This is a genomic window from Brevibacterium sp., assembly GCF_031179145.1.
GTDB lineage: Bacteria > Actinomycetota > Actinomycetes > Actinomycetales > Brevibacteriaceae > Brevibacterium.
This window is the reverse complement of the sequence record NZ_JAPSIB010000016.1, coordinates 17,212-41,176: the sequence shown is the minus strand read 5'-3', so window position 1 is coordinate 41,176 and position 23,965 is coordinate 17,212. Positions and strand designations below refer to the sequence as shown.

The window sequence follows — 23,965 nt, the reverse complement described above, 5'->3', positions numbered from 1 at the left end:
GGCGTGATCCGGCTCTGGCGGGTGGTGTGATCGGCTAGGGCGGGTCGTGTGAGTATGGCCCGCCTCAGGCGGAACGCTCCTGCTGCCCCGCACGGACGCTGCGCCCGACGCGACTCAGCCACCACAGGCCGATGAGCGGAAGCACGAGCGGGATGAACCCGTAGCCGATGCCGAACGTCGACCACACCGAGGGCTTCGCGAAGTCCTCGGGGTGGGTGAAGCTGAGAATGCCGACGGCGATGACGCCGACGAATTCGACGATGCATGAGGCGATCGCGATCCGGTGGCTCGCCCGGCTGCCGATGACGAGGCAGATCGTGGCGACGATGTAGATGACGGCGGCGACGAGCGAGAGGGAGTAGGCGACGGGGGCGACGTCGAACTCCCGGATCACCTGGTAGCCGGCCCGCGCCGTGGCCGAGAGAGCGAAGATGCCGTAGACCGCGGTCAGTGCCCGGCCCGGCCCCGTGTGCATCGCCGAGTACGGGGAGCGCTTCGCCGGGCTGGGGGAGGGGTGTGCGTTCCTCAGAGCCAAATCTGGTCCATCCTCTCGATCATCACGGCCACGGTCAGTCCCGCCGCGGCCAGAACGCCCGGACCCCAGCGGCTCAGCTCCGCAAACGCCCAGAACCCGGCCAGAGCCATGACCAAAATCGCGGTGATGACGTAGCCGAAGAAGAGGAGCGGGTCGACGTCGTGCGTCGAGGAGAAGGCGACGATCGACACCACCAGCTGGACGATGAGCAGGAGCAGGAGCAGCGCGGCGACGCCGAGCAGCATCTTCCCGGCGGGGCGGTTGCGAATGGTGTCAACGATCGACCATACGGTCAGCACAGCGGTGACGGCATAGAGCACGATGGTGAATACGGTGAACACCCGCTCAAGTCTAATCACCGCGCCGGCGGCGCCCGAACCGGATCCCGGCGCGATCCGAGGTGAGATCGGGCACTGAACCTGGCCGCACTTGCCTTCACGGCCTAAAATTGGGTCAGTGCCCATCTACCTCGATCATGCCGCGACCTCGCCGATGCCGGAGCCGGTGCTGGAGACCTACACCTCCGAACTGCGCAGGCGGGGCAATCCCTCATCCCTGCACGCGTCCGGCCAGTCTGCGCGGATGCGGATCGAGACGGCACGCGAGGAGTTGGCTGGTGCTCTGGGAGCGTCCACCTCGGCGGAGGTGGTCTTCACCTCCGGCGGCACGGAAGCCGACAACCTCGCGCTCAAGGGCCTCTACCTCTCCCGCAACGGCGGGACCTTCGCCGCGCCGGGCCGACCCCGCGTGCTGACCTCGACGATCGAACACCATGCCGTCCTCGACACCGTCGAATGGCTCGAGACCCAGGGCGCGGAGATCGTCTGGCTCGACGTCGACGAGGACGGTCACCTGATTCTCGACGCAGCGCTGGCCGAGCTGCGCCGTGACCCGGAGCGGACCGCACTCATCAGCGTGATGGCCGCGAACAATGAGATCGGCACCCTCCAGCCGATCCCTGAGCTTGCCCGCGCCGCCGCCGAGGTGGGGGTCCCCTTCCACGTCGACGCCGTCCAGGCGCTCGGCCAGGTCCCCATCGACTTCTCAAGCCTCGGCGCCACGGCACTGTCCGTCAGCGCCCACAAGATCGGCGGACCCGTCGGCATCGGCGCGCTGCTGCTCGACCGCGCCGCCAAACCCGTACCCGTCATCCACGGCGGGGGACAGGAGCGCGGAGTCCGCTCGGGCACCCTCGATGTCGCCGGTGCCCTCGCCTTCGCGAAGGCCGCCCAGCTCGCAACTGAAGACCTCGCCTCCCGCGCAGCGCGCCTGTCGGCTCTGCGCGATCGCCTCATTGTCGGCATCGAAGCCGCGATTCCCGCAGCCCGTCTGTCCGGTCGCCGAGGTGAGGGCCGGCTGCCCGCCAACGTCCACTTCACCTTCCCCGGGTGCGAGGGCGACACCCTCCTGTTCGGCCTCGACGCCCGGGGATTCGCGACCTCGACGGGCTCGGCCTGCCAAGCGGGCGTGTCGCGGCCCTCGCACGTGCTCCTCGCCTGCGGCCGGGATGAGGACACCGCCCGCTCCACCCAGAGATTCACCCTCGGCGCGCAGACGAGCGCTGCCGACATCGATGCGCTGCTGACAGCGCTGCCCACAGTCGTCGAACAAGCACGTCAGGCCGGGATGGTTTCCGCGACCCCGCGCTGGATGCAAGGAGTGTCATGAGAATTCTCGCCGCCATGTCGGGAGGCGTCGACTCCGCGGTCGCCGCCGCCCGTGCCGTCGACGCCGGTCACGAGGTCGTCGGGGTTCATCTCGCGCTGTCGCGGATGCCCGGCACCCTGCGCACGGGATCGCGCGGGTGCTGCACGATCGAGGACTCCCGTGACGCCCACCGGGTGGCCGGGATGCTCGACATCCCCTTCTACGTCTGGGACTTCTCGGAGCGGTTCAAGGAGGACATCGTCGATGACTTCATCGCCGAATACGCCTCCGGTCGCACGCCCAACCCGTGCATGCGCTGCAATGAGCGGATCAAGTTCGCCGCTCTCCTCGACCGCGCCCTGGCGCTCGGCTTCGACGCGATCGCCACCGGCCACTACGCCGAGGTGATCCGCGACGTCGACGGTCACCCGGAGCTGCATCGCGGTGAGGACCTGGCCAAGGATCAGTCCTACGTCCTCGGTGTGCTCACCGGCGATCAGCTCGAGCACTGCTACTTCCCGATCGGGGCGACCGCCTCGAAGGCCGAAGTCCGCGCCGAGGCATCCGAGCGGGGCTTCCCCGTCGCCAACAAGCCCGACTCCTATGACATCTGCTTCATCCCCGACGGGGACACCAAAGCATGGCTCGCCGACAAGATTCCCATGCGCCCGGGTCTGATCAAAGACGCCGAGGGCGAGGTTCTGGGCGAGCACGATGGTGCGATGACGTTCACGATCGGTCAGCGCAAGGGCTTGGGCATCTCGAAGCCGGCAGATGACGGTCGGCCCCGCTATGTCACCGACCTCGATCCGGCGACGAACACCGTCACCGTCGGCTCCCGCGCGGACTTGGCTGTCAGCCACCTGACCGGGATCCGGACCACATGGTGCGGTCAGGCGCCGAGCGATATGGGCGCCGATCCTGCCACCGGAATCGACTGCGAGGTCCAGGTCCGCGCCCACGGTGAGCCGGTGCCGGCCCGGGCCTGGCTCGGCGACTACATCACTGAGGTGCCCGAGCACGAGGCGAACATCGCCGTCGACGACGTGGTCGTGCCGGTGGCCCGTCCTGCCGGCCAGCTCATGCACGTCGACGTCGACGAGGCGCTGTCCGGAGTCGCGCCCGGTCAGACGATGGTCATCTACCGCGGCACCCGCGTGCTCGGTCAGGCCACGATCGACATGACCGCCAAGGACCGCGTCAGCGCCTGAGCCTTTTGGGCTGCGCCGAGCGTCTGCGCCTTCAGCCGCCTGCGCTCGAGCGTCTGCGCCAGCTTCCTACGTCGGGCGTCAGCGCCCGCGCGCATGACCTGCGCTCGAGCGGACGGGTTTCTCCCGAGGGATCGAGCTGCGGCTGGGCCCGTCGAGGGAAACTGGTCCGCTCGGCGAGCCCGGCAATGGAAGCGGGCCCGTCGAGGGAAACTGGTCCGCTGGACGGGCCCGGCCGCAGGTGGTCTGCTCAGCTGCTGGTCGAGTAGACCGTTCGCGAACCGGTGCGGCTGCGGTGACGATTGCGGGTCTCCGGGCTCGAACCCCGAGGCTCCGACATCTGACGGTTGCCGCCGCCGGATCCCTGGCGGCTGCTGCGGGATTCGTCGCGGTTGCCGCGGCCGACGCGGGTTCCCTGGGCGCGGCCCGTCGTTGAGCTGCGGCCGTTCTGACCGCCGCGAGTGCCCTCTCCGCCGCGACCGGTCGCCGAGCTGCGGCCCGTCGTTGTGCTGCGGCTGTTCTGTCCGCTGCGACCCGTCGTTGAGCTGCGGCCGTTCTGACCGCTGCGGCCCGTCTCGGCGCCGCGGCTGCTCTCTCCGCTGGAACCAGTCTCGGTCCTGCGGCCGGACGTTCCCGGGCGACCTCCGCGTCCTCGCTGCGATGAGCTCCTGCGTCCTTGAGCCTGCTGACCCTCGGCCTGCGCTGCCTTCGCTCGCGGCCGAGCGGTCTCCTTGGGCTGCGGTGCAACGAAGGCAGCGATTTCACCCACGAGATCCGACACGGCGGTCGAATCGGCTGTGACCTTCTGGGGTGTCGCCTTGATCGCGGCCCGGCGCAGCAGTGACATGGTGTCCTTGCGCTGCTCCGGCACCATGATCGTCACGACGTCGCCGGAGCTGCCGGCGCGTGCGGTGCGGCCGGAACGGTGCAGGTAGGCCTTGTGCTCGGTCGGGGGGTCGACGTGGACCACGAGTTCGACGGAGTCGACATGCACGCCGCGGGCGGCGACGTCCGTGGCGACGAGTACGCGCACATCTCCCTCGCTGAACGCTGCGAGGTTGCGATCACGTGCTCCCTGGGAGAGGTTGCCGTGCAGGTCGGCCGCCGGAATGCCCTGGGCGGTGAGCTGTCGGGCGAACTTCTTCGCACGATGCTTGGTGCGCGTGAAGAGGATGCGGCGTCCGGAGCCGGAAGCCAGTCGGTGGACGAGTTCGTTCTTGTCGTCCTCGGAGACCTCGAACACGCAATGCGTCATGTCGGAGACGTGTGAGTTGGGATCGTCCACGGTGTGGAGCACCTCGTTGTGGAGGAACCGGTTCACCAGCTTGCTCACGTCGTTGTCCAGGGTTGCGGAGAAGAACATCCGCTGGCCGTCGGCCGGAGTCATCGCGAGGATGCGGGTGACGCTCGGCAGGAAGCCCAGGTCGGCCATGTGATCGGCCTCGTCGAGAACGGTGACTTCGACGTGGTCCAGGGACACCAGACCCTGCTTGAGCAGATCTTCGAGTCGACCCGGGCAGGCGACGACCATGTCGACCCCGGCATTGAGAGCCTTCTCCTGGCGCTTCTGGTTGACTCCGCCGAAGATCGTCGTGGTCCGCATGCCGCAGGCCTGGGCCAGCGGTTCGAGCACGTTCGTGATCTGGGTTGCGAGCTCACGCGTGGGGGCGAGGATGAGTCCGCGCGGAGAGCGGGCTCTTCGCGTGCCGGAGGTCTGAGAGGCGGCCAGCCTGGCCACCATGGGAATCGCGAAGGCGAGAGTCTTGCCGGATCCGGTCTTCCCCCGACCCAGCACGTCTCGACCGGCGAGGGTATCCGGAAGGGTGTCCTTCTGGATCGGGAAGGCATTGATCTTGCCCTCTGCTCCAAGGCGATCGGTCAGGGCGGAGGGAACACCCAGATCGGCGAAAGTGACGAGGGTGTCATCCGTGACGGGAATGTCGACCGCTCGATTTGCGACAGACTCCGGCGGACGAGTGCCTGCGGACTCCGTCTTGGACGGACGGCGCCTGGCGGAGGAGGCGCGAGTGGAAGATGTGCGAGTGGTGCTGGTGCTCTGTGAGGCAGTGATGGGGTGACCCTTCGACGTGCCGGACGACGTGCAGCCGTTGCCATATGGTGACGGGGAGTCGATTCCGGGCTGGGAGTGAGAGCGCCGATTGACGCACTCGAACGCCGAGAGAAGATAGTTTCGCTGAATATGCACCGGGAACTCTCCCAGCTGCTTCAGACGAGGTGTCCTGACGACGCAGGGAACCCGAATACGGGTTCGCAGATGCTTCCAGTCTACATGTTTTTGCATCTGAGGCTGAGCTCGCCGTGCCGAGCGGACCGATTCCTCCCGCGGGAGCGGGTTGCGGCCGGGCCGGTCGAGGGAAACCCACACCCTCGGTGCGACCTGCTCCGATACACGCCGAAACCCGGCCCCGGCGCGATACTGTTGGAGGCATGAAGGAGTTTCTCCAGGAGGTCGTGAGAGCGCCTTACGGAACCTGGACCTCACCCCTGAGCGCCGCCGAGGTGCATGCCGGGTCCGCGCCGATCTTCGACGCCCGGTTCCGCGGCGAGCATGTCTATTTCTCGACGAAGGTCCCCGAGGAGAGCTCTCGCACCGGCCTTGTGCGCACGTGTCTCTCGCATCCCCGGGATCGTGAGCAGGTCCTTCCCGAGGACTTCAACATCCGCTCGTCCGTGCACGAATACGGGGGAGCGGCTTGGGCGATCGATCCGTCCAGCGAGATCATCTACTTCGTCAACGCTGCGGATCAGAGAGTCTGGCAGCTGATCCCCGGCAAGGCGCCCCACCCGCTGACCCCGGACACGTCGGGACGCATCCGCTACGGCGACCTCGTGATGACCCGATGGGGCTTGCTGTGTGTGCGCGAGGACAACCGCAGCACCCGCAAGGAACGCGCCATCGTGCTCCTGACCAGGCACGGCGCGACCAACGTGCTGTCCCGCCATGCCCACTTCATGGCCTGGCCGAGGCTGTCCCCGGACGGTGCGACCCTGGCGTTCATCGGCTGGGAGCACCCGCACATGCCCTGGGACTCGACGAGTCTGTGGCTCATCGACGTGAGAACCCCGCAGATCCCGGTCCGGGCCGTGCTCCACGGCAAGGACGTGTCCCTGCTCCAACCCGAGTTCACCTCCGACTCGACCCTCCTGCTCGGCTCCGACCACGCCGGGCACTGGGCCCTGTACGCGCTCAACTTCGGCACCCGGGCCCAGTGGGACGCGGTGGCCGAGGCCGGGCCGAGGGAATTCCGCATCTCCGACCTCAGGCCGGTCCTCGACACCGGTGCCGAGATCGGGGGGCCGCTGTGGCAGCTCGGTGCTCGCTGGCACCTCAACGCGCCGGATGAGATCTGGGCGCACTCCCAAGCCGACACTGCGCAGTTCGTCCGGGCGACCACCTCGACGGGGAGGGAACCGCACTCCCGGGTCCATGAGGTCAGGGAGGTCGGACGGACATTCGGCAGCATCGAACTCCACGACATCTCCGACTCGCACGTGCTCGCCTCGGCGAAGTCGAGCGACTCGGTCGGCGCGCTCTACGCGATCGACCGGGCCAGCGGAGAGTTCATCGAGGTCGCGGCCGAACGCCATGACGCCCATGGGGAGTACTTCTCCCACCCGTACACACGTGAGCTCGGCGGTGTGCCGGTCGTCATCCACCCGCCGGACAATCCGCGCTTCGTCGCCTCCGAGGATGAGCGCCCTCCCTACGTGGTCGTCGCCCATGGCGGGCCCACCGGGCAGGCCACGGCCGACATGTCGGCGCGCAACAGCTACTTCACCTCCCGCGGCATCGGCGTGATGGAGGTCAACTACGGCGGATCCACCGGGTACGGACGAGCATGGCGCAACCGGCTGCGGGGCCAGTGGGGAATCGTCGACGTCGAGGACACCGTGACCGCCGTCCGCGGGCTCATCGCGGAAGGACTGGTGGACCCGCAGCGCATCGCGATCAGCGGCGCCTCGGCCGGCGGCTGGACGGCGCTGTCCGCGCTCGCCTCGTCCGATCTGTTCGCCTGCGGAACGTCCTATTTCGGGGTCACCGACCTGATGCGGTTCGTCGTCGACACCCACGACTTCGAACGCCACTACATCGACGGGCTCGTGGGGCCGTGGCCGCAGGCCCACCACGAGTACATGACCCGCTCTCCGATCAGGCGGGTGCGCAGCATCACCGTGCCGGTGGCGATCATGCAGGGCGACCGCGACCCCATCGTCCCGCCCAGCCAGGCGCAGGACTTCGTGGGCATGCTCGAGCTCGCCGGAGTGGAGTACATTTACCGGTTGTACAAAGGCGAATCGCACGGCTTCGTCCGCGCAGAGACCATCATCGATTCCTTGGAAAGCGAGTTCGGATTCTATGTCGACGTCTTCGGGATTGCCCATCAACGCCCCCAGTCCTGAGCAGCAGCCGGCTCCTGGCTCTGCGGCAGGCGCTGGGGCGACGAGCACTGGGGCGACGAGCGGCTCGTCTTCCTCGGGCGGCGCGGCGGAGAAGTCCGTCGAACCCTCAGCGTCGACGACGGGAATCTGGATTCCCACAGGCGGCGCCGATGATCTCGAGGCCCGTCCGGCGCATCAAGCCGCCCGTACCGCCTTCGACGTCCTCGGTGACGATCAGCCGCCGCTGCCGCTCGTCGCCCACCGGTCCGCTGATCGCTGGGGCGCCGACGGGATCGGACGCGGACTCGGGCTCCTGCGGGAACTCCACGTCGACCGCACTTCCTTCGGCTGGCGCCTGACCTCGGCCGGAGGCAAGGACGAACGCCTCGAATCCTCGGCCCTCGGCGAGGCCTTCGACGCCCTCGCCGAATCGGGCGAGGGGTTCGCCGGGTCCGTTCAGATGTCCCTGCCCGGACCCTGGACCCTGGTCACCGCCCTGAGCCTGAACTCCGGCGCTCCTGTCCTCGGCGACCACGGGGCTCGCCGCGACGTCATCCAGGCCTACGCCTTCGGGATCGCCGACTTCGCCGAGAAGATCGCCCGGGCGGGGATGCAGCCGGTCATCCGCCTCGTGGAGTCCCGGCTGGAGCCGGTGCTCACCGGAGCCTGGCCCACGGCGTCGGGCTGGCAGACCCTGCCGGCCGTGAGCGAGAATCTCGTCTACGCGGCGCTGCGCTCCACTCAGACACACCTGCCGCCGGTCCTGCTCAGCCTGCCCGACCTCGACCCACTGACCCTGCGCGGCAAGTCCATCCCCGCCGCCGAGGTGATCCGCGGCATCGGTGCCCACGCCGTGTCAGTGCCGTGGGCAACACTGAGAGCACACAGCTGGGAACAGCTGGCCACCCTCGCCGAGGCCGGAGTCGGCACCTGGGTCCAGCTGCCGGCGAGTGCCGGAGCGAACCCGGGGGAGGTGAAACGGTGGCGAGCGCGACTGGTCGAGCCGTGGACGCGGATCGGAATGGGTGCGCGCACCCTGCGCGAGTTCGGCGTGCTCGCCGGTGAGGAGCTGCCACTGAACTATCCGCCGTTCCTGCCCGAGACCGATGCGGCGGCAATGGGATCGTCACGCGCGGGAGCCGGAACAGATTCGGGGTCGGGGCGAGCAGGGGCGGGCCGCGGCCCGAGCCGAGGACATATGATGATTGCCGCCGGACTTCGACGTGCGCTGGAGGAGATCGAATGACCACGACACCCAAGGAATCTGACTTCGACCTCTCCGACGCCTCGGCGCGCGCCCAATACCACGCCGCCCTCGTCGAGACGATCGAGGCGCATCGGGCCGCCTACTATCAGAACGACGCCCCCGTCGTCGCGGACGCCGAATACGACGAACTCGTCCACCGGCTCGAAGCGCTCGAGGAGAAGTTCCCCGAACTCGTCACCGACTCCTCGCCGACGCAGACCGTCGGCGGCAGCGTCGACACCACGACGTTCTCCCCGGTCACCCACCTCGGTCGGATGTACAGCCTCGACAACGTCTTCGACTTCGAGGAGCTGCGCGCCTGGTACGAGCGGGTGCGATCGGCCACCTCGGCGAAGTCGAACTTCCTCTGCGAACTCAAGATCGACGGCCTCGCCGTCAACCTCCTCTACCGTCATGGGGAGCTGGTGCGCGCCGCCACCCGCGGCGACGGCCGGGTCGGCGAGGACATCACGGCCAATGTGAAGACGATCTCCGACATCCCGCACCGGCTCGACACCGAATACCCGCCGGCCGAAGTCGAGATCCGCGGCGAGGTGTTCTTCCCGGTGGAGAAGTTCACCGAACTCAACGCCTCCCTCGTCGCCGAGGGCAAGGCGCCGTTCGCTAACCCCCGGAATTCGGCGGCCGGATCCCTGCGACAGAAGGACCCCGCGGTCACTGCGCGCCGGCCCCTGCACATGCTCGTCCACGGGATCGCGGTGTGGACTCCCGCCGATGACTCGCACCCCGAACCCGAACGCCAGTCCGAGGTCTACGAGCAGTTCCGGTCCTGGGGCCTGCCGATCAGCGAGTACTCGAAGGTCCTCGAGAACCTCACCGATATCGAGGAGTTCATCACCTACTACGGCGAGCACCGGCACGACGTCTCGCACGAGATCGACGGCATCGTCATCAAGGTCGACGACTTCGCCCTCCAGGAGGCACTCGGCTACACCTCGCGGGCGCCGAGGTGGGCGACCGCCTTCAAGTACCCGCCTGAGGAGGTCACGACGAAGCTCCTCGACATCCAGGTCCAGGTGGGACGGACCGGCCGGGTGACGCCGTTCGCGGTGATGGAGCCGGTCACCGTCGCCGGATCGACCGTCGAGAGGGCGACCCTGCACAACGGCTACGAGGTCAAGCGCAAAGGGGTGCTCATCGGTGACACCGTGACCCTGCGCAAAGCCGGCGACGTCATCCCCGAGGTGCTCGGCCCTGTCGTCGCCGCCCGTGACGGCAGCGAGCGGGAGTTCGTCATGCCCACCCACTGCCCCTCCTGCGGAACCGAGCTGGGCGAGCAGAAGGCCGGGGACAAGGACCTGCGCTGCCCGAATGCGCGCTCGTGTCCCGCACAGCTGGCCAACCGGATCTTCTACCTCGCCTCACGTGCGGCCTTCGACATCGAGGCGCTGGGCGAGGAGGCGGCCCTGGCGCTGACCGCCCCGGCAGAGCCCGAGCAGCCCCCGCTGACCTCGGAGGCGTTCCTCTTCGACCTGAAGCCTGCGGATCTCGCCGACGTCCAGATCTGGCGGAACAAGAAGGACAAGGGAGTCGAGACGGGGGAGCGGGAGCTCGTCCCCTACTTCTACACGCGGGGAACGGCGAAGAAGCCGAGCGCACCGACGGCGAACACGAAGAAGCTCTTCGACGAACTGGAGAAGGCCAAGGACCAGGACCTGTGGAGAGTGCTCGTCGCCCTGTCGATCCGGCATGTGGGCCCGACAGCGGCGAGGACCCTGGCCGCGCACTTCCGCACCCTCGAGGCGATCCGGGCGGCGAACCTCGAGGAGCTCTCTGCCGTCGACGGGATCGGCGGGACGATAGCTGCCAGCATCCACGACTGGTTCGCCGTCGAGTGGCACGTCGAGATCGTCGACCGCTGGAAGGCGGCGGGAGTGCGGATGGAGGACGAGGCTCAGGAGTCGGCTCCGCAGACGCTCGAGGGTCTGACCATCGTCGCCACCGGTTCCCTCAACTCGTTCACCCGCGATGGGATCAAGGAGGCGATCCTCGCCGCCGGTGGAAAAGCCGCGAGCTCGGTGTCGAAGAAGACCGATTATGTCGTCGCCGGGGAGAACGCCGGCTCCAAGCTCGACAAAGCCGAGTCCCTGGGTGTGCCGGTGCTCGACGAGGACGCGTTCAGACGGCTGCTCGAGACCGGCAGCGTGGGCTGATCCCAGGGGGGAAGCCTGCGAACTGAATGCTTTCGTTGCACTTTGGTGTCGATTTCGTTACCTGAATTCAAGGTTTGTCTCAGGTGGGGTTGAGATTGAGGTCAGATTGGTCTGCCAGAGTGAAGGCATGAAAGCGATTCCCCGAGCACTTGCCGGTACGGCCGTCGTCCTCGCCGCAGTTCTCACCACTGCACCACTGACCGCAGGCATCGCCGACTTCGTATTGAATCCGGGGCAACCGCCAGGCAAACGACCCGTCTCCGAGGCGCCTCCGAGTGACAGCAGCACCGACGCGCAGATTCCTGCGGCGGTGGCCTCGTCGACCCTTCGGGTCAACCATGCGCGGAGGAGCTCCGCTCGCACCACCGACAGGTCGCCCGAGGCGACTCCGTTGCAGGGTCGCACGCTGATCCCGGCAGAGTCCGGAAATGCAGACGCCACTCGCGGGGCTGTCGCACGCCAGGCTGTCGCTACGCAGAAGGCTGTCGCGGCCCAGGCTGCCACGGCCCCGGCTGCGACGCAGGAGGCTGTCGACGCGCAAGTCCGCGAGGTCGTCTCGGCCGAAGCTCGCATCGCCGAACTCGCCGCAGACCTCCAGGCGGGAGTCGAGGCCGGCGAGATGACCAAGGAAGACGCTGCCCGCGTGCTCGAGGACCTCTCCGGCTACATCCGCGGAGAACGAACCTGGCCCGAGCGCAGGATCGGATGAGCGTGAATGGGGTCACCGGCGAACCGATAGTCTGAGCGAAACTCACATCGTCGTTCGGGGGTTCCATGACCACGGTTCCGCACAGCTCGCATTGGGGCGCTTTCGACGTCGAGGTCGCTGACGATCGCATCGTCGAACTCACCCCGACGGGGAGCGATTCCGACCCCAGCCCGCTCATCCACGACCTCGGGGAGGCCGTGGACTCGCAGGTGCGAGTGCGGCGACCGGCGGTGCGGAAGTCATGGCTCGATGCGGTCCGCAAGCACCGGGCCGTCTCTTCACCCAGTGACAGTTCTCTGCAGGAGCCACCCGCTGATGACGAGCGCCGGCCGGAGAGCCGGGGCGCCGAACCGTTCGTCGAGGTCGACTGGGACGAGGCTCTCGACCTCGTCGCCGGTGAGCTCGAGCGGGTGCACAGACTGCACGGAAACTCAGCCATCTTCGGCGGCTCCTATGGGTGGGCGAGCGCCGGTCGGTTCCACCACGCCCGGACTCAGCTCCACCGGTTCCTCAATGCCTTCGGCGGCCACACCTCCCAGGTCGGCAACTACAGCTACGGAGCCGCAGCCGCCCTCCTGCCTCATGTGCTCGGCTCCGCCGACTTTGCGAACGGCCTGCTGAGCAGCTGGGACGTGGTCGCCGAGCACACCGAGCTGTGGGTGATGTTCGGCGGTGTGGCGATGAAGAACACCCAGATCGAGTCGGGTGGGATCGCCGATCACCCCATCGCCGGTTGGCTGCGAGCGACGCGGGAGAACGGATGCGACTTCGTCTCGCTCTCTCCCATCCGCGACGACGCGCCCGACTTCATCGACCCCACCTGGCTGCCCGTGCGACCCAACACCGATGTGGCGCTCATGCTCGGCCTGGCCCACACCCTCCTCGTCGAGGATCTCCATAACAATGCCTTCCTCGAGTCCCACTGCGTCGGCGGGGAGAGATTCCGCGAGTATCTTCTGACGGGAACCATCCAGACGGGAACCATTGACGGCACAGCCGTCGATGCGGCGAACGGCAGTCGCCCCACATCGACGAAGGACCTGCCGTCCGACCCCGGTGCTGCCCAGGCTCGTGACGCGGACTGGGCGAGCGGAATCACCGGGATCCCGGCGGACACGATCCGAGACCTAGCCCGCTCGATGGCGGCGAAGCGGACGATGATCTCCGTGACCTGGTCGCTGCAGAGGGCCGATCACGGGGAGCAGACCTATTGGGTGGCGGTCGCCCTGGCCTCCATGCTCGGCCAGATCGGTCTGCCCGGCGGGGGCTTCGGCTTCGCCTATGGAGCGACGGGCACGATGGGCAACTGGAAGTATCCGTTCCCCGCCCCGAAGCTGCCCACCGGGACCAACCCCGTGAGTGCCCCGATCCCGGCCGCGAGGATCACGGACATGCTGCTCACCCCGGGTGGCGAGTACGAGTTCAACGGCACTCATTGCCGCTATCCGGACACCCGCCTCATCTACTGGGCCGGTGGGAACCCGTTCCATCACCACCAGGATCTCAACCGGCTGCGTCAAGGGTGGCAGAAGCCGGAGACCGTCATCGTCCATGAACCGTTCTGGACCGCGACCGCCCGACATGCGGACATCGTCCTTCCCGCGACGACGACTCTCGAGCGCAACGACATCGGGGCCGCCTCCGGGGATCCGCGCATCATCGCCATGCACCAGGCGGTCGCTCCTCGCCACAGCGCCCGCTCCGACTTCGCGATCTTCGCCGACCTCGCGCACCGGCTCGGCATCGCCGAGGAGTACACCCGGGGCAGAACGGAGATGGAGTGGATCGAGCACCTCTACGACTCCACTCGGGAAGCCGCGGCGGAACAGGGGATCGAGCTGCCCGACTTTGCGCTGTTCTGGGCCGACGGGGGAGTCGACGTCGAACCGGGGAGCACGGTGCTGCTCGAGGATTTCCGCACCGATCCCGCTGCCCATCCGCTGCAGACGCCGTCGGGACGAATCGAACTGTTCTCGGAGACCATCGCGTCCTTCGACTACGCGGACTGTCCCGGACATCCGGCGTGGATCGAACCGACGGAGTGGTTGGGCTCCGCCGAGGCGAGACCGGGTTCGCTCCACCTCGTGTCCAATCAGCCCAAGCAGCGGTTGCACAGTCAGCTCGACTTCGCCGGGTCGTCCCGGACGAGCAAGGTGGCGGGCCGCGAACCCTGCCGCCTCAACCCTGTCGACGCCGCCGAGCGGGACATCGTCGATGGAAGCGTCGTGCGCGTCTTCAACGAGCGAGGTGCGTGCCTGGTGGGAGTGATCCTGAGCGAGCACATCAGTCGAGGCGTGATTCAGCTGTCAGCCGGGGCCTGGTACCAACCGGAGACGGCGAAGGCCGGGTACTCCGGCGACGGCAGCACCGCCGGCGACGAGAATCCGTTGGAGCTGCACGGCAACCCGAACGTGCTCACCCGAGACCACGGCACCTCCCGACTCGCTCAGGGGCCGGCAGCGCTCTCGACCCTCGTCGAAGTCGAACCCTACGAGCCCCTGGCCCCGCCCGTCACCGTCACCACGAAGCAACCGCCCTTCACCTCACCCGACGCGGACTGAACGACCACACGCCACCGGACGGTCACCTCGGCGAGGATCCGGACGCAGCCCACCGGACGGTCACCTCGGCGAGGATCCGGACGCAGCCAACCGGACGGCACGGCTGTCACCGTGGAGAAGTGCCGGTCACCTCGGCGAAGCTCACATTCCCACCCGCCTCGGCGCAGGGCGCGAAGAGACTAGACTTGTCGGGAGTTATCACGACGATGAAAGGCAGGGAATGACGGAGTCCTCCGAAATCACCCCCGAGCAAGTGCAGCACCTGGCTTCGCTGTCTCGGATCGCCATGAGCGAGGATGAGCTGAAAGCGCTCGCCGGCGATCTGACCACCATTCTGGGCAACGTCGCCAGAGTCAACGAAGTGGTCAGCGACGATGTGCCCGCGACCAGCCACCCGATCCCGCTGTCCAACGTGCTGCGCCCCGACGTCGTCGGCCCGACACTGACCAGCGAGCAGGCCTTGGCTGCAGCTCCGGCCGCGCATGACGGCAAGTTCGTCGTTCCGCAGATTCTCGGGGAGGAATGATGAGCGAACTGATCAGGAGAAGTGCTCTCGAACTCGCCGCAGGACTGAAATCCGGCGAGTTCTCGTCCGTCGAGGTGACCCGGGCTCATCTCGATCGCATCCACTCAAGCGATGACGACTTCGGCTCGTTCATCACCGTCACCGACGACCTCGCGCTCGAGACGGCGAAGGCGGTGGACGCCAAGCGCAGCAGCGGTGAGGAGCTCCACCCGCTGGCCGGCGTCCCCGTGGCGCTCAAGGACCTCGTCGTCACCGAGGGCGTGCGTACCACGGCGGGGTCGAAGATGCTCGAGAACTGGGTGCCGCCCTACGAGTCGACCGTTCACACCAAGGTCAAGGACGCCGGACTGCCCGTGCTCGGCAAGACGAACCTCGACGAATTCGCGATGGGTTCGACCACCGAGCACTCCGCCTTCGGCAACACCCGCAACCCGTGGAACCTCGATCGGGTTCCCGGTGGATCCTCCGGGGGTGCCGCCGCCGCGCTCGCCGGCTTCCAGGCACCCCTGTCCGTGGGCACCGACACAGGCGGCTCCGTCCGGCAGCCGGCGGCCTTCACCGGCACGGTCGGAGTCAAGCCGACCTATGGGTCGATCTCCCGGTTCGGCATCATCGCCATGGCCTCGAGCCTCGACCAGGTCGGCCCGATGGGCCGCGACGTCGCCGACGCCGCCGCCCTCCACGAGCTCCTGGCCGGCCACGACCCGCTCGATTCGACCTCGTTGCCCGACGAGGTGCCCGGGTTCGTCGAGGCGGCTCGCCGCGGTGACCTGAAGGGCAAGAAGCTCGGCGTCATCAAGCAGCTGCGCGGTGAGGGATACCAGGACGGAGTGATCGATTCGTTCACCTCCGCCCTCGACGTCGCCGCCGCAGCAGGGGCGGAGATCATCGAGGTCGACTGCCCGTCGATCTCCTACGCCCTCGACGCCTACTACCTCATCATGCCCTCCGAGGTGTCATCGAACCTCGCCCGTTACGACGGCATGCGCTACGGCCTGCGTATCGAGCCCGACGAGGGACCGGTCACGGCGGAGACCGTCATGGCAGCCACCCGTGCGGCCGGCTTCGGCTCCGAGGTCAAGCGCCGCATCATCCTCGGCACCTACGCGCTCTCCGCCGGATACTACGACGCCTATTACGGTTCGGCGCAGAAGGTGAGGACTCTCGTCCAGCGGGACTTCGCGCGTGCCTTCGAGGAGGTCGACGTGCTGGTCTCGCCGACGGCACCGACCACGGCCCTGAAGTTCGGCGCTGAGTCCGACTCCGACCCGATGGCCCTCTACCTCGGCGATGTCACGACCCTGCCGGCGAACCTCGCCGGAATCCCGGGACTGTCGCTGCCCTCCGGTTTGGCCGACGGAATGCCCGTGGGTCTTCAGATCCTCGCCCCGGCTCGGCAGGACATCGCCCTCTACGAGGTGGCCGGACCTCTCGAGGCCGCACTCACTGCGGCCGGCGGACGTGTGCTCGATACTCTCGCGGAAGGACTGACCGCCAAGTGAAATACGAAGACGCGATCAAGAAGTACGATCCGGTCATCGGCATCGAGGTCCACGTCGAGCTGGGCACGGTGACGAAGATGTTCGACGCCGCCCCCAACTCCTTCGGCGGCGGACCGAACTCCAACATCACCCCCACCTCTTTGGGACTGCCGGGGTCGCTGCCGGTCGTCAACGAGAAGGCCGTCGAGTACGCGATCAAGATCGGCCTGGCGCTCGGCTGCGACATCGCCGAGTCCTGCCGCTTCGCGCGCAAGAACTACTTCTACCCCGACGTTCCCAAGGACTTCCAGACCAGCCAGTCCGACGAGCCGATCGCCGCCAACGGTGAGGCCGAGGTCGAGCTCGAGGACGGGACGATGGTCACGATCCCCATCGAGCGCGCCCACATGGAGGAGGACGCCGGCAAGAACACCCACGTCGGCGGCGCGACCGGCCGCATCCACGGGGCCGATCACTCCCTCGTCGACTACAACCGGGCCGGCGTCCCCCTCGTCGAGATCGTCACCCACCCGATCGAAGGCACAGGGGAAAGGGCCGCCGAGGTGGCCGCCGCCTACGTCCGCACCCTGCGCGACATCTTCCGCGCCCTCGGAGTCTCCGAGGCCCGGATGGAGCAGGGCAACGTGCGCGCCGACGTCAACGTGTCCCTGCGCGAGAGCCCGGATGCACCCCTGGGCACTCGTACGGAGACGAAGAACGTCAACTCGTTCCGTTCGATCGAACGCGCCGTCCGCTATGAGATCGCGCGGCAGGCCACCGTCCTCGAGGCCGGTGAGAAGGTCGTGCAGGAGACCCGCCACTTCCACGAGGACACCGGGGAGACCACCTCGGGGCGGGTGAAGTCCGACGCCGACGACTACCGGTACTTCCCGGAGCCGGACCTGGTGCCGATCGTGCCCAGCCGCACCTGGATCGAAGAGCTGCGGGCGACCCTGCCGGAGCTGCCGGCGCAGAAGCGCCGCCGCCTCGCAGGCGTGTGGGGGTTCTCGGACCTGGAGATGCGTGACGTCGTCAATGCCGGTCTGCTCGAAGCCATCGAGGACACCGTGAGCGCCGGCGCCAAACCGTCCGCCGCGCGCAAGTGGTGGACCGGGGAGGTCGCCCGTCTGGCCAAGCAGCAGGACCGGCACCCGACCGAGCTGGTCACCCCGGCCCAGGTCGCCGCCCTCGCGCAGCTGATCGCCGATGGCAAGCTCAACGACAAGCTGGCCAAGGACGTCCTGGCCGGAGTCGTCGCCGGAGAAGGTGAGCCCGCCGAGGTGATGGCCGCCCGTGGACTCGAGATCGTCGAGGACACCGGTGCCCTGGAAGCCGCCGTCGCCGAGGCGATCGCCTCCAACCCCGATGTCGTCGAGAAGATCAAGGGCGGGAAGATGCAGGCCGTCGGTGCGCTGATGGGCCCGATCATGAAGGCCACCCGGGGTCAGGCCGACGCCGGCAAGGCCAGGGAGATGATCCTCGCGCAGATCAACGGCTGAGCCCTTCACCCGCCTGGGCGGGGGAGCTTCCGCTCGGTGGGGGAGTCTCAGGATTGATCCAGCCGCACCCACTAGACTCGGACGTCAAAGACGTCGGTCTGGGGGTGCGGCTGTTCGCATTCCACGGGAAATCGGTCAGTGCGCTGAGCAAGCTCGGGCGGTGCGGGAGGTGGATGTGATGTCACGTTCATGGAAGTCATTGTGGAAGAGCGAGTGCGGCTCGATGGTCCCCGTCTACCGTGTCCTCGTGCCCGAAAGCGTCAACGAGGAGATCCTGCAGGCCTGGAACTCTCGCGGCTACCGGTGCGCAGCCGGTGCGCCGAGCGCCATCATGCTCACCGGCGGAATGCGCAGGAACCTCTTCCGTTCGAGCGTCCTGTTCAAGGGCGGCACCGGGACGGGCGCCGCGGTCACCGCCGGCTTCGGGGGTCCCGCCGGTATCGCGTGGCTGTCGGGCTTCGGTGATGCGGCCCTGGCCCTCGGTGCGGCCGGAGGGGTGAGCGCCGTGGGCACGGGAGTCGTCGCTGCGGTCCTCGGTCCCAAGTACTTCAAGGATCCCAAGCGGCTCAGCCGCAAGAATCGTCGGAAGGCCGCCGAGGCGCAGTGGATCACTCCGGCAGCCCTGGGTTTCGTGCCGGGACGCAAGGATGGTCGCGACACCGACGAGCAGAGGCTCTTCCATCTCGCGGTGACGATCGCGAGGAAGATCGTGCGCACTCGCGCTTGGACGCATCCCATCCTCACCGACCATGTCTCGCGAGTCGACCTCGATCATGCCGTCTCATCGATCGGTGTGCGTTTGGGCGAACTGGTCAGGCTCCGCGAAGAGATCGAGAGCATCAGGGACGAACGGACATCGGCCACCGTCGAGGCCTACCTGTCGAAACTCGCCATCGCCTTCACCTCGATGGCGAACCGAGTCGTCTCGATGCATGAGTACTACGAACGGCTCATCGCGCTCGACAGGCAGCTGATGCTGCTTCACAACTCGGAGAAGTCGCGGGAGCTGGGCGACCGCGTGCTCGACGTCCTGTCGAGGACCGCCGCGGACGATTCCGCGGACTGGCAGTTCCGAGAGCTGCGGATCGATGCCGAATCGCAGTCGGAGATCATCTCCGGGCTGGTCGCCGAACTCGATCAGACCGCTGACACCTTCGACGACTTCGACAGCCGGCTCGCCGCTGCCCAGGAATCGCTCCACGCTCTCGATCCCTCACCTCGGCGAGGGACCGACGTCGGCTGAGCGCGATCGATCCCTCACCTCGGCGAGACACGGACGTTGGGTGAGGATTCTCAGTGTCCGAAGGGGTCGGGGTCGACCCCGGGCATCCAGGAGTTCCCGGGCTCGTTGTAGCCGTTGGCGATCTGAGCCTTCTTCCATTTCCTCGACCACCGCTTGTCGAGGCGATCGACGTACAGGGTGCCCTGCAGGTGGTCGTACTCGTGCTGCATGATCCGGGCGAACCATCCTTCGGCGGACAGTGACACCTTTTCGCCTTGTTCGTCGACGCCGTTGATCGTGACTCTCTCGGCACGCTTGAGCGGAAAGTCGAGGCTGGGAACGGACAGGCACCCTTCGGACTCGTCCTCGGGATCGGGACGGGTCTCCGGAATCTTCGACGCGACGAGAACGGGGTTGATGAAGACTCCGCTCCTGCGCACTCCGTGGTCATCGTCGGCGTCATAGACGAAGATCTGCTTGCCGACGCCGATCTGCGGAGCGGCCAGTCCCACCCCGTTGCTGGCTTTGAGGGTCTCATACATGTCGGCGACGAGGGTTCTCAGGTCGTCATCGAATTCGGTGACCTTCTCGGCTCGTCGATGCAGAACTGGTTCGCCGTAGATGACGATGGGGTGAATAGCCATGAGGATCATCGTATCGTTTCGGCTCTGCCCGGGGTGCCTGGCGGTGGGAGGAGGGCCGGCTCGGTGTCGCAGGGCTGAGGTCGAGAGGGGGCGGGTGGCGTCCGCGGGGCAGGCAGGCGCGGCAGGGCTGAGACCGAGAACGGTCAGTCGTCGCAGAATTGCTCAGCTGTTCCTGTTCGACTGTCGCTGATCACCGATGGCGCCTCCGCGTGGTATCTGGGCGGTTTCACCGTATGACGAAAGTTTCGCTGACAGTGAACGCGAATTGTTGAGCAACATTTCGGGAACACGTTCGAACCGCTCGTGGTTATGATGAGCGGGAACCGCCTCGCCCGGAGATGGCATCAGCAGCTGAATCCATTGGCTGATTGTTCAGTGGCGAACTGACCACTGCTCCCGGGCTCCTCGAATGCTCGCATGTTTGAAAGGACACGACTTGACCATCTACAACAACGTCTCCGAACTGGTCGGCCGCACGCCGCTGATTCGTCTCAACAAGGCCAGCGAGCGCTCAGGCGCCGAGATCGTCGCGAAGCTCGAGTCGTACAACCCGGCCAACTCGGTCAAGGACAGGATCGGTGTCGCGATGATCGACGCCGCCGAACAGTCGGGACAGCTCCAAGAGGGCGGCACCATCGTCGAGGCGACATCGGGCAACACCGGAATCGCTCTGGCCATGGTCGGCACGTCGCGTGGATACAAGGTCGTGCTGACGATGCCCGAGTCCATGTCGAAGGAGCGGCGCGCGCTGTTGCGCGCCTTCGGTGCCGAGCTCATCCTCACCGACAAGTCCCTGGGTATGAAGGGAGCTGTCGCGAAGGCCGAAGAGGTTGCCGCTGAGGGAGCCGTGCTCGTCCGCCAGTTCGAGAACCAGGCGAATGCCGCCATCCATCGCTCCACCACCGGACCGGAGATCCTCGCCGACACCGACGGTGAGGTCGACATCTTCGTTTCAGGAATCGGAACGGGTGGAACCATCACCGGTGCGGGCGGGGCCCTGCGCGAAGCCAAGCCGGACATTCGAATCGTCGCCGTCGAGCCGTCGACCTCGCCGATCCTCTCCGGCGGAGACCCCGGGCCGCACACCATCCAGGGCATCGGCGCCAACTTCGTGCCCGGCGTGCTCGACACCGACATCTACGACGAGGTCGTCGCAGTCGACAACGACGACGCCTTCTCCCGCGCCCGTGACCTCGCTCGAGAGGAAGGTCTGCTCGTCGGAATCTCCTCCGGTGCTGCTGTCGTGGCCGCTGAGAAGGTCGCCGCTCGCGAGGAGAACGCAGGGAAGCGCATCGTCGTCATCCTGCCCGACTTCGGTGAGCGCTACCTCTCCACCCCGCTGTTCGCGGAATACATGGACTGAGCGGGCTGACTACGACGATGAAGACGATCTGGACCATGGCGGCGGCTGCAGCTGGAGCGGCCGCCTATGGCCTGACCCGACCGAGCGTTCGCGCGACACTGCGAGAGGATCTCGACACTGTGCGCAGGCGGGACCCAGCCGCGACGAACGGCCTGGTCTCGATCGTCTCCTACCCCGGCCTCCATGCGATCTGGGCGCACCGCGGCCTGCACAAGCTGTGGCAGAACGACTCGACGAAGGTTCCCGCGCGACTGCTGTCCCAAGCGGTTCGCACTCTGACCGGAGTGGAGATCCACCCGGGAGCCCAGATCGGCAAGCGCTTCTTCATCGACCACGCCAATGGGGTGGTCATCGGAGAGACCGCCGAGATCGGTGACGATGTCATGCTCTACCACCAGGTGACGCTGGGTGGAACGTCGATGGCGCAGACCAAGCGCCACCCGACGATCGGCAACAACGTCCTCGTCGGCTCCGGGGCCAAGATCCTCGGTCCTGTTGTGGTCGGCGATAACTCTGCGATCGGAGCGAACGCTGTGGTCGTCAAGGATGTTCCCGCCGATTCGAGCGCTGTCGGAATTCCCGCCAAGGTGAGGCCGAAGAAGGCCGCTCGCGTGGGCGCGGAGTCCGAGTTGCCGGAGCCGCTGACGCGGACAGTGGGTGCTCCGACGTACACGAAGTACCCCGAGTTCGAACTCGTCGATCCTGCCATCTGGATCTGACGAAGCTGCGGCTGCCCGTTCGGCGGCTCGGGGGCGACGGCGGATCGGCCGAGACTTGCACAGTCTCGGCCCGATCCGCCGTTTCGCTTTCCCAACCCAGGGCCGACTTGCGCGTGCTTGCTTGTGCAGCGGAGCCCTCTTCGGGTCGCGGGCCAAGTGTCACGTGTGGTCGAACTGTTCGAGACCGGACGTCGAAGGCGGTCCATGAGCCGAACCGGAGTTCGAAGGGGATTGAGCCAATGCCGTGTCGCACTCTGCCGCTGGTGATCCACAACCTCGCTGACACTCGGGTGCAGGGGATCTGTGCGCAGCTGGGGTTCGTCCACAGGTCAGGGACCGACTCTTGAGGTCCGATGGGTTGTCGGCCAAGGTGAACGGTCATGTGGAACTCTCTGAGTGCTTCGGTGATCTTTCAGCCCGCGCCTGTTCCCTTCACTCGGCGGGACCTCGCTCGCAGAGGGATCACACGCTACGCCCTGATGACGGATCCGCGATACAGGCAGATCCTGCGGGGTGTGTGGATCGACACGCGTCCCGACACTGCCGTGCCCACCCCTGCCTGGGCAGAGCGAGAGTGGCTGGAAGAGTGGGTGAAACTCAGAGGGATCAGCTTGCTGTATCCCGACCTGGTCGGCAGTCACCTGTCTGCGGCAAGGATCTACGGGCTGCCGATTCCGTCTCGCATCAAAGACAGGCGAGCACATGTCTCCACCCGGTCGTACCGCAAGAAGATCGAACGACGGGGTTTGCTGCTCCATTACAGTGCCGGCTTGGCCTACGAGCACTTGGAGGCATTCGATCTCCCGCTCGTAACGGTGCCCCAGCTGATGATTGACTTGGCCCCGATACTGAGCGCAGAGGAGCTGGTGCAGATCGGCGATGCGGCGATCAGTCGTCAACGCAGTGGCCCGTACACGACGCTCAAACTGATGCGTGACGAATGCGAGAAGCGGCGGCCGTTGAAGTTTCGAACCAAACTCGAGCGGGCGCTCGATCTGATCCGCCCGAAGGTTGATTCGCCGCGGGAGACGTGGCTCAGGCTGTGGATCATGTCATGTGGCCTTCCCGAGCCGGACGTTCATCCGCCAGTGCAGTGCTCGGTCCGCAATATCGTCCTCCACCCGGATCTCGGCTACCCGGAGCTCAAGTTGGCCATTGAGTACGAGGGAGACCACCATCGCACCTCGGCGAGACAGTTCGCCGACGATATCGAGCGTCGGCAGCTGCTCGAAGCAGAGGGTTGGACCGTGCTGCGCGTATCCAAAGGGACTAATATGGCAACATTCGCTCAGCTGTTGGCAGCCTGTCTCAACCGGCAGCAACGCTTAAAATCCTGAGAAGATACCCGATGGGTCCTCAAGCCACGGATAGCTGTTAGTTGAAATCGCGCGAGACCCCGACTCGGGATCGAAAACCAGTCAGGAATCGAGCCGCAGTCGGGGTCCTGCGCGGTTTCAACTACTTTCCGGAGGTGCCCGCCGGTCCGAACCGGGGTCCGGACCCCGAGGTGCTGGCCGGGTCCGAACCCGGGTCGCCGACGAGAGTCCGATGTCGGAGTCGGGATCCGTCGATGAGGATCCCGGCGCAGAGAGGATCGCGGGGGAGAGCGGAGAGTATCTGTTCGCCCCTACGGGCTCGCGGGAATACATCCGCCACCCTCTCTGTTAAACTTTCAACTAAGTACTTCAAAATTGAAGTTATCAGCTTCGGCACCAGGAACAGCCTGCCGACCGCCGAGGGTTCAACACCACGAGCACTCGAGGAATCGAGCACTCGACAGATCGAGCACTCAACACTACGGGCACTCGACGAATCAAGCGCCCAACAGCTTGAGAGTGAAACAGCTCGAGCAGTCAGCCAGGTCGGCGAGCAGAGGGGAAGACATGGAATTCGGAATATTCACCATCGGAGACGTCACCACCGATCCGACGAACGGCACGACCGTCTCGGAGCACCAGCGGATCAAGAACACGGTGGAGATCGCGAAGAAGGCCGAAGAGGTCGGACTCGACGTCTTCGCGACCGGCCAG

The 23,965-nt window shown here is 66.7% G+C and carries 19 protein-coding genes; 15 read left to right on the top strand and 4 right to left on the bottom strand.

The window, feature by feature from the left end; translation table 11 throughout:
- Positions 1-64: 64 nt before the first annotated feature.
- The gene (locus tag RIT73_RS12295) at positions 65-475 is read right to left on the bottom strand and encodes a hypothetical protein (RefSeq protein ID WP_309132437.1); all 411 of its coding nucleotides are present in this window, start codon (positions 473-475) and stop codon (positions 65-67) included.
- A 50-nt stretch (positions 476-525) separates the two neighbouring features.
- The gene (locus RIT73_RS12290; RefSeq protein ID WP_309132367.1) at positions 526-876 is read right to left on the bottom strand and encodes a hypothetical protein; all 351 of its coding nucleotides are present in this window, start codon (positions 874-876) and stop codon (positions 526-528) included.
- A 115-nt stretch (positions 877-991) separates the two neighbouring features.
- Here RIT73_RS12290 and RIT73_RS12285 point away from each other — a divergent pair, with 115 nt between their 5' ends.
- Together RIT73_RS12285 and mnmA are read left to right on the top strand one after the other, a co-directional pair.
- The gene (locus RIT73_RS12285) at positions 992-2,203 is read left to right on the top strand and encodes a cysteine desulfurase family protein (RefSeq protein WP_309132366.1); all 1,212 of its coding nucleotides are present in this window, start codon (positions 992-994) and stop codon (positions 2,201-2,203) included.
- Entirely contained in the window at positions 2,200-3,393 is a 1,194-nt protein-coding gene (mnmA, locus tag RIT73_RS12280; RefSeq protein WP_309132365.1) for a tRNA 2-thiouridine(34) synthase MnmA, read from the top strand. The genes RIT73_RS12285 and mnmA overlap by 4 nt, the downstream gene beginning before the upstream one ends.
- 247 nt (positions 3,394-3,640) lie before the next feature.
- Here mnmA and RIT73_RS12275 read toward each other — a convergent pair whose 3' ends face one another.
- The gene (locus RIT73_RS12275) at positions 3,641-5,329 is read right to left on the bottom strand and encodes a DEAD/DEAH box helicase (RefSeq protein ID WP_309132436.1); all 1,689 of its coding nucleotides are present in this window, start codon (positions 5,327-5,329) and stop codon (positions 3,641-3,643) included.
- Positions 5,330-5,838: 509 nt separating this feature from the next.
- On the opposite strand from RIT73_RS12275, the gene RIT73_RS12270 reads away from it, so the two are divergent.
- From RIT73_RS12270 to RIT73_RS12230, 9 genes are all read left to right on the top strand, one after another.
- Entirely contained in the window at positions 5,839-7,812 is a 1,974-nt protein-coding gene (locus RIT73_RS12270) for a prolyl oligopeptidase family serine peptidase (RefSeq protein ID WP_309132364.1), read from the top strand.
- Positions 7,769-9,037 carry a hypothetical protein gene (locus RIT73_RS12265; RefSeq protein WP_309132363.1) on the top strand — a complete coding sequence of 423 codons (1,269 nt, stop codon included), beginning with the start codon at positions 7,769-7,771 and terminating at the stop codon, positions 9,035-9,037. The genes RIT73_RS12270 and RIT73_RS12265 overlap by 44 nt, the downstream gene beginning before the upstream one ends.
- Positions 9,034-11,211, top strand: a complete 2,178-nt coding sequence (ligA, locus tag RIT73_RS12260; protein ID WP_309132362.1) for an NAD-dependent DNA ligase LigA — start codon at positions 9,034-9,036, stop codon at positions 11,209-11,211. Before RIT73_RS12265 ends, ligA begins: the two co-directional genes overlap by 4 nt.
- A gap of 127 nt (positions 11,212-11,338) precedes the next feature.
- Complete coding sequence (locus tag RIT73_RS12255; RefSeq protein WP_309132361.1) at positions 11,339-11,920, top strand: hypothetical protein; 582 nt, start codon at positions 11,339-11,341, stop codon at positions 11,918-11,920.
- A 65-nt stretch (positions 11,921-11,985) separates the two neighbouring features.
- A complete protein-coding gene (locus tag RIT73_RS12250) occupies positions 11,986-14,481 on the top strand; it encodes a molybdopterin guanine dinucleotide-containing S/N-oxide reductase (protein WP_309132360.1) in 2,496 nt (831 codons plus the stop codon).
- A 220-nt stretch (positions 14,482-14,701) separates the two neighbouring features.
- On the top strand, positions 14,702-15,007 hold the full coding sequence (gatC, locus tag RIT73_RS12245; RefSeq protein ID WP_309132359.1) for an Asp-tRNA(Asn)/Glu-tRNA(Gln) amidotransferase subunit GatC: 306 nt from the start codon (positions 14,702-14,704) through the stop codon (positions 15,005-15,007).
- Positions 15,007-16,509 (top strand): Asp-tRNA(Asn)/Glu-tRNA(Gln) amidotransferase subunit GatA, encoded by a 1,503-nt coding sequence (gene gatA / locus RIT73_RS12240; RefSeq protein ID WP_309132358.1) that lies wholly within the window; start codon positions 15,007-15,009, stop codon positions 16,507-16,509. The genes gatC and gatA overlap by 1 nt, the downstream gene beginning before the upstream one ends.
- Positions 16,506-17,987 (top strand): Asp-tRNA(Asn)/Glu-tRNA(Gln) amidotransferase subunit GatB, encoded by a 1,482-nt coding sequence (gene gatB / locus RIT73_RS12235; protein WP_309132357.1) that lies wholly within the window; start codon positions 16,506-16,508, stop codon positions 17,985-17,987. The genes gatA and gatB overlap by 4 nt, the downstream gene beginning before the upstream one ends.
- A gap of 178 nt (positions 17,988-18,165) precedes the next feature.
- On the top strand, positions 18,166-19,230 hold the full coding sequence (locus RIT73_RS12230; RefSeq protein WP_309132356.1) for a hypothetical protein: 1,065 nt from the start codon (positions 18,166-18,168) through the stop codon (positions 19,228-19,230).
- Positions 19,231-19,280: 50 nt separating this feature from the next.
- Here RIT73_RS12230 and def read toward each other — a convergent pair whose 3' ends face one another.
- Positions 19,281-19,853: a peptide deformylase gene (gene def, locus RIT73_RS12225; protein ID WP_309132355.1), complete on the bottom strand. Its 573-nt coding sequence runs from the start codon at positions 19,851-19,853 to the stop codon at positions 19,281-19,283.
- Between the two features lie 436 nt (positions 19,854-20,289).
- Between def and cysK the strand changes: the two genes are divergently transcribed.
- The 4 genes from cysK to RIT73_RS12205 form a co-directional block, all read left to right on the top strand.
- Entirely contained in the window at positions 20,290-21,216 is a 927-nt protein-coding gene (cysK, locus tag RIT73_RS12220) for a cysteine synthase A (RefSeq protein WP_309132354.1), read from the top strand.
- A 35-nt stretch (positions 21,217-21,251) separates the two neighbouring features.
- Positions 21,252-21,935 (top strand): serine O-acetyltransferase EpsC, encoded by a 684-nt coding sequence (gene epsC, locus RIT73_RS12215; RefSeq protein WP_309132435.1) that lies wholly within the window; start codon positions 21,252-21,254, stop codon positions 21,933-21,935.
- Positions 21,936-22,315: 380 nt separating this feature from the next.
- Positions 22,316-23,272 carry a hypothetical protein gene (locus RIT73_RS12210; protein WP_309132353.1) on the top strand — a complete coding sequence of 319 codons (957 nt, stop codon included), beginning with the start codon at positions 22,316-22,318 and terminating at the stop codon, positions 23,270-23,272.
- Between the two features lie 546 nt (positions 23,273-23,818).
- A partial coding sequence (locus RIT73_RS12205; protein ID WP_309132434.1) for an LLM class flavin-dependent oxidoreductase occupies positions 23,819-23,965 on the top strand: 147 nt, incomplete at its 3' end.

Coding starts and splice junctions, on each gene's coding strand:
- RIT73_RS12265 (WP_309132363.1), top strand. CDS start 7,769: ATGTCGACGTCTTCGGGATTGCCCATCAACGCCCCCAGTCCTGAGCAG.
- RIT73_RS12210 (WP_309132353.1), top strand. CDS start 22,316: ATGTGGAACTCTCTGAGTGCTTCGGTGATCTTTCAGCCCGCGCCTGTT.
- RIT73_RS12230 (WP_309132356.1), top strand. CDS start 18,166: ATGTCACGTTCATGGAAGTCATTGTGGAAGAGCGAGTGCGGCTCGATG.
- def (WP_309132355.1), bottom strand. CDS start 19,853: ATGGCTATTCACCCCATCGTCATCTACGGCGAACCAGTTCTGCATCGA.
- gatC (WP_309132359.1), top strand. CDS start 14,702: ATGACGGAGTCCTCCGAAATCACCCCCGAGCAAGTGCAGCACCTGGCT.
- RIT73_RS12250 (WP_309132360.1), top strand. CDS start 11,986: ATGACCACGGTTCCGCACAGCTCGCATTGGGGCGCTTTCGACGTCGAG.
- epsC (WP_309132435.1), top strand. CDS start 21,252: ATGGCGGCGGCTGCAGCTGGAGCGGCCGCCTATGGCCTGACCCGACCG.
- RIT73_RS12255 (WP_309132361.1), top strand. CDS start 11,339: ATGAAAGCGATTCCCCGAGCACTTGCCGGTACGGCCGTCGTCCTCGCC.
- mnmA (WP_309132365.1), top strand. CDS start 2,200: ATGAGAATTCTCGCCGCCATGTCGGGAGGCGTCGACTCCGCGGTCGCC.
- ligA (WP_309132362.1), top strand. CDS start 9,034: ATGACCACGACACCCAAGGAATCTGACTTCGACCTCTCCGACGCCTCG.
- RIT73_RS12295 (WP_309132437.1), bottom strand. CDS start 475: ATGCACACGGGGCCGGGCCGGGCACTGACCGCGGTCTACGGCATCTTC.
- gatA (WP_309132358.1), top strand. CDS start 15,007: ATGAGCGAACTGATCAGGAGAAGTGCTCTCGAACTCGCCGCAGGACTG.
- RIT73_RS12270 (WP_309132364.1), top strand. CDS start 5,839: ATGAAGGAGTTTCTCCAGGAGGTCGTGAGAGCGCCTTACGGAACCTGG.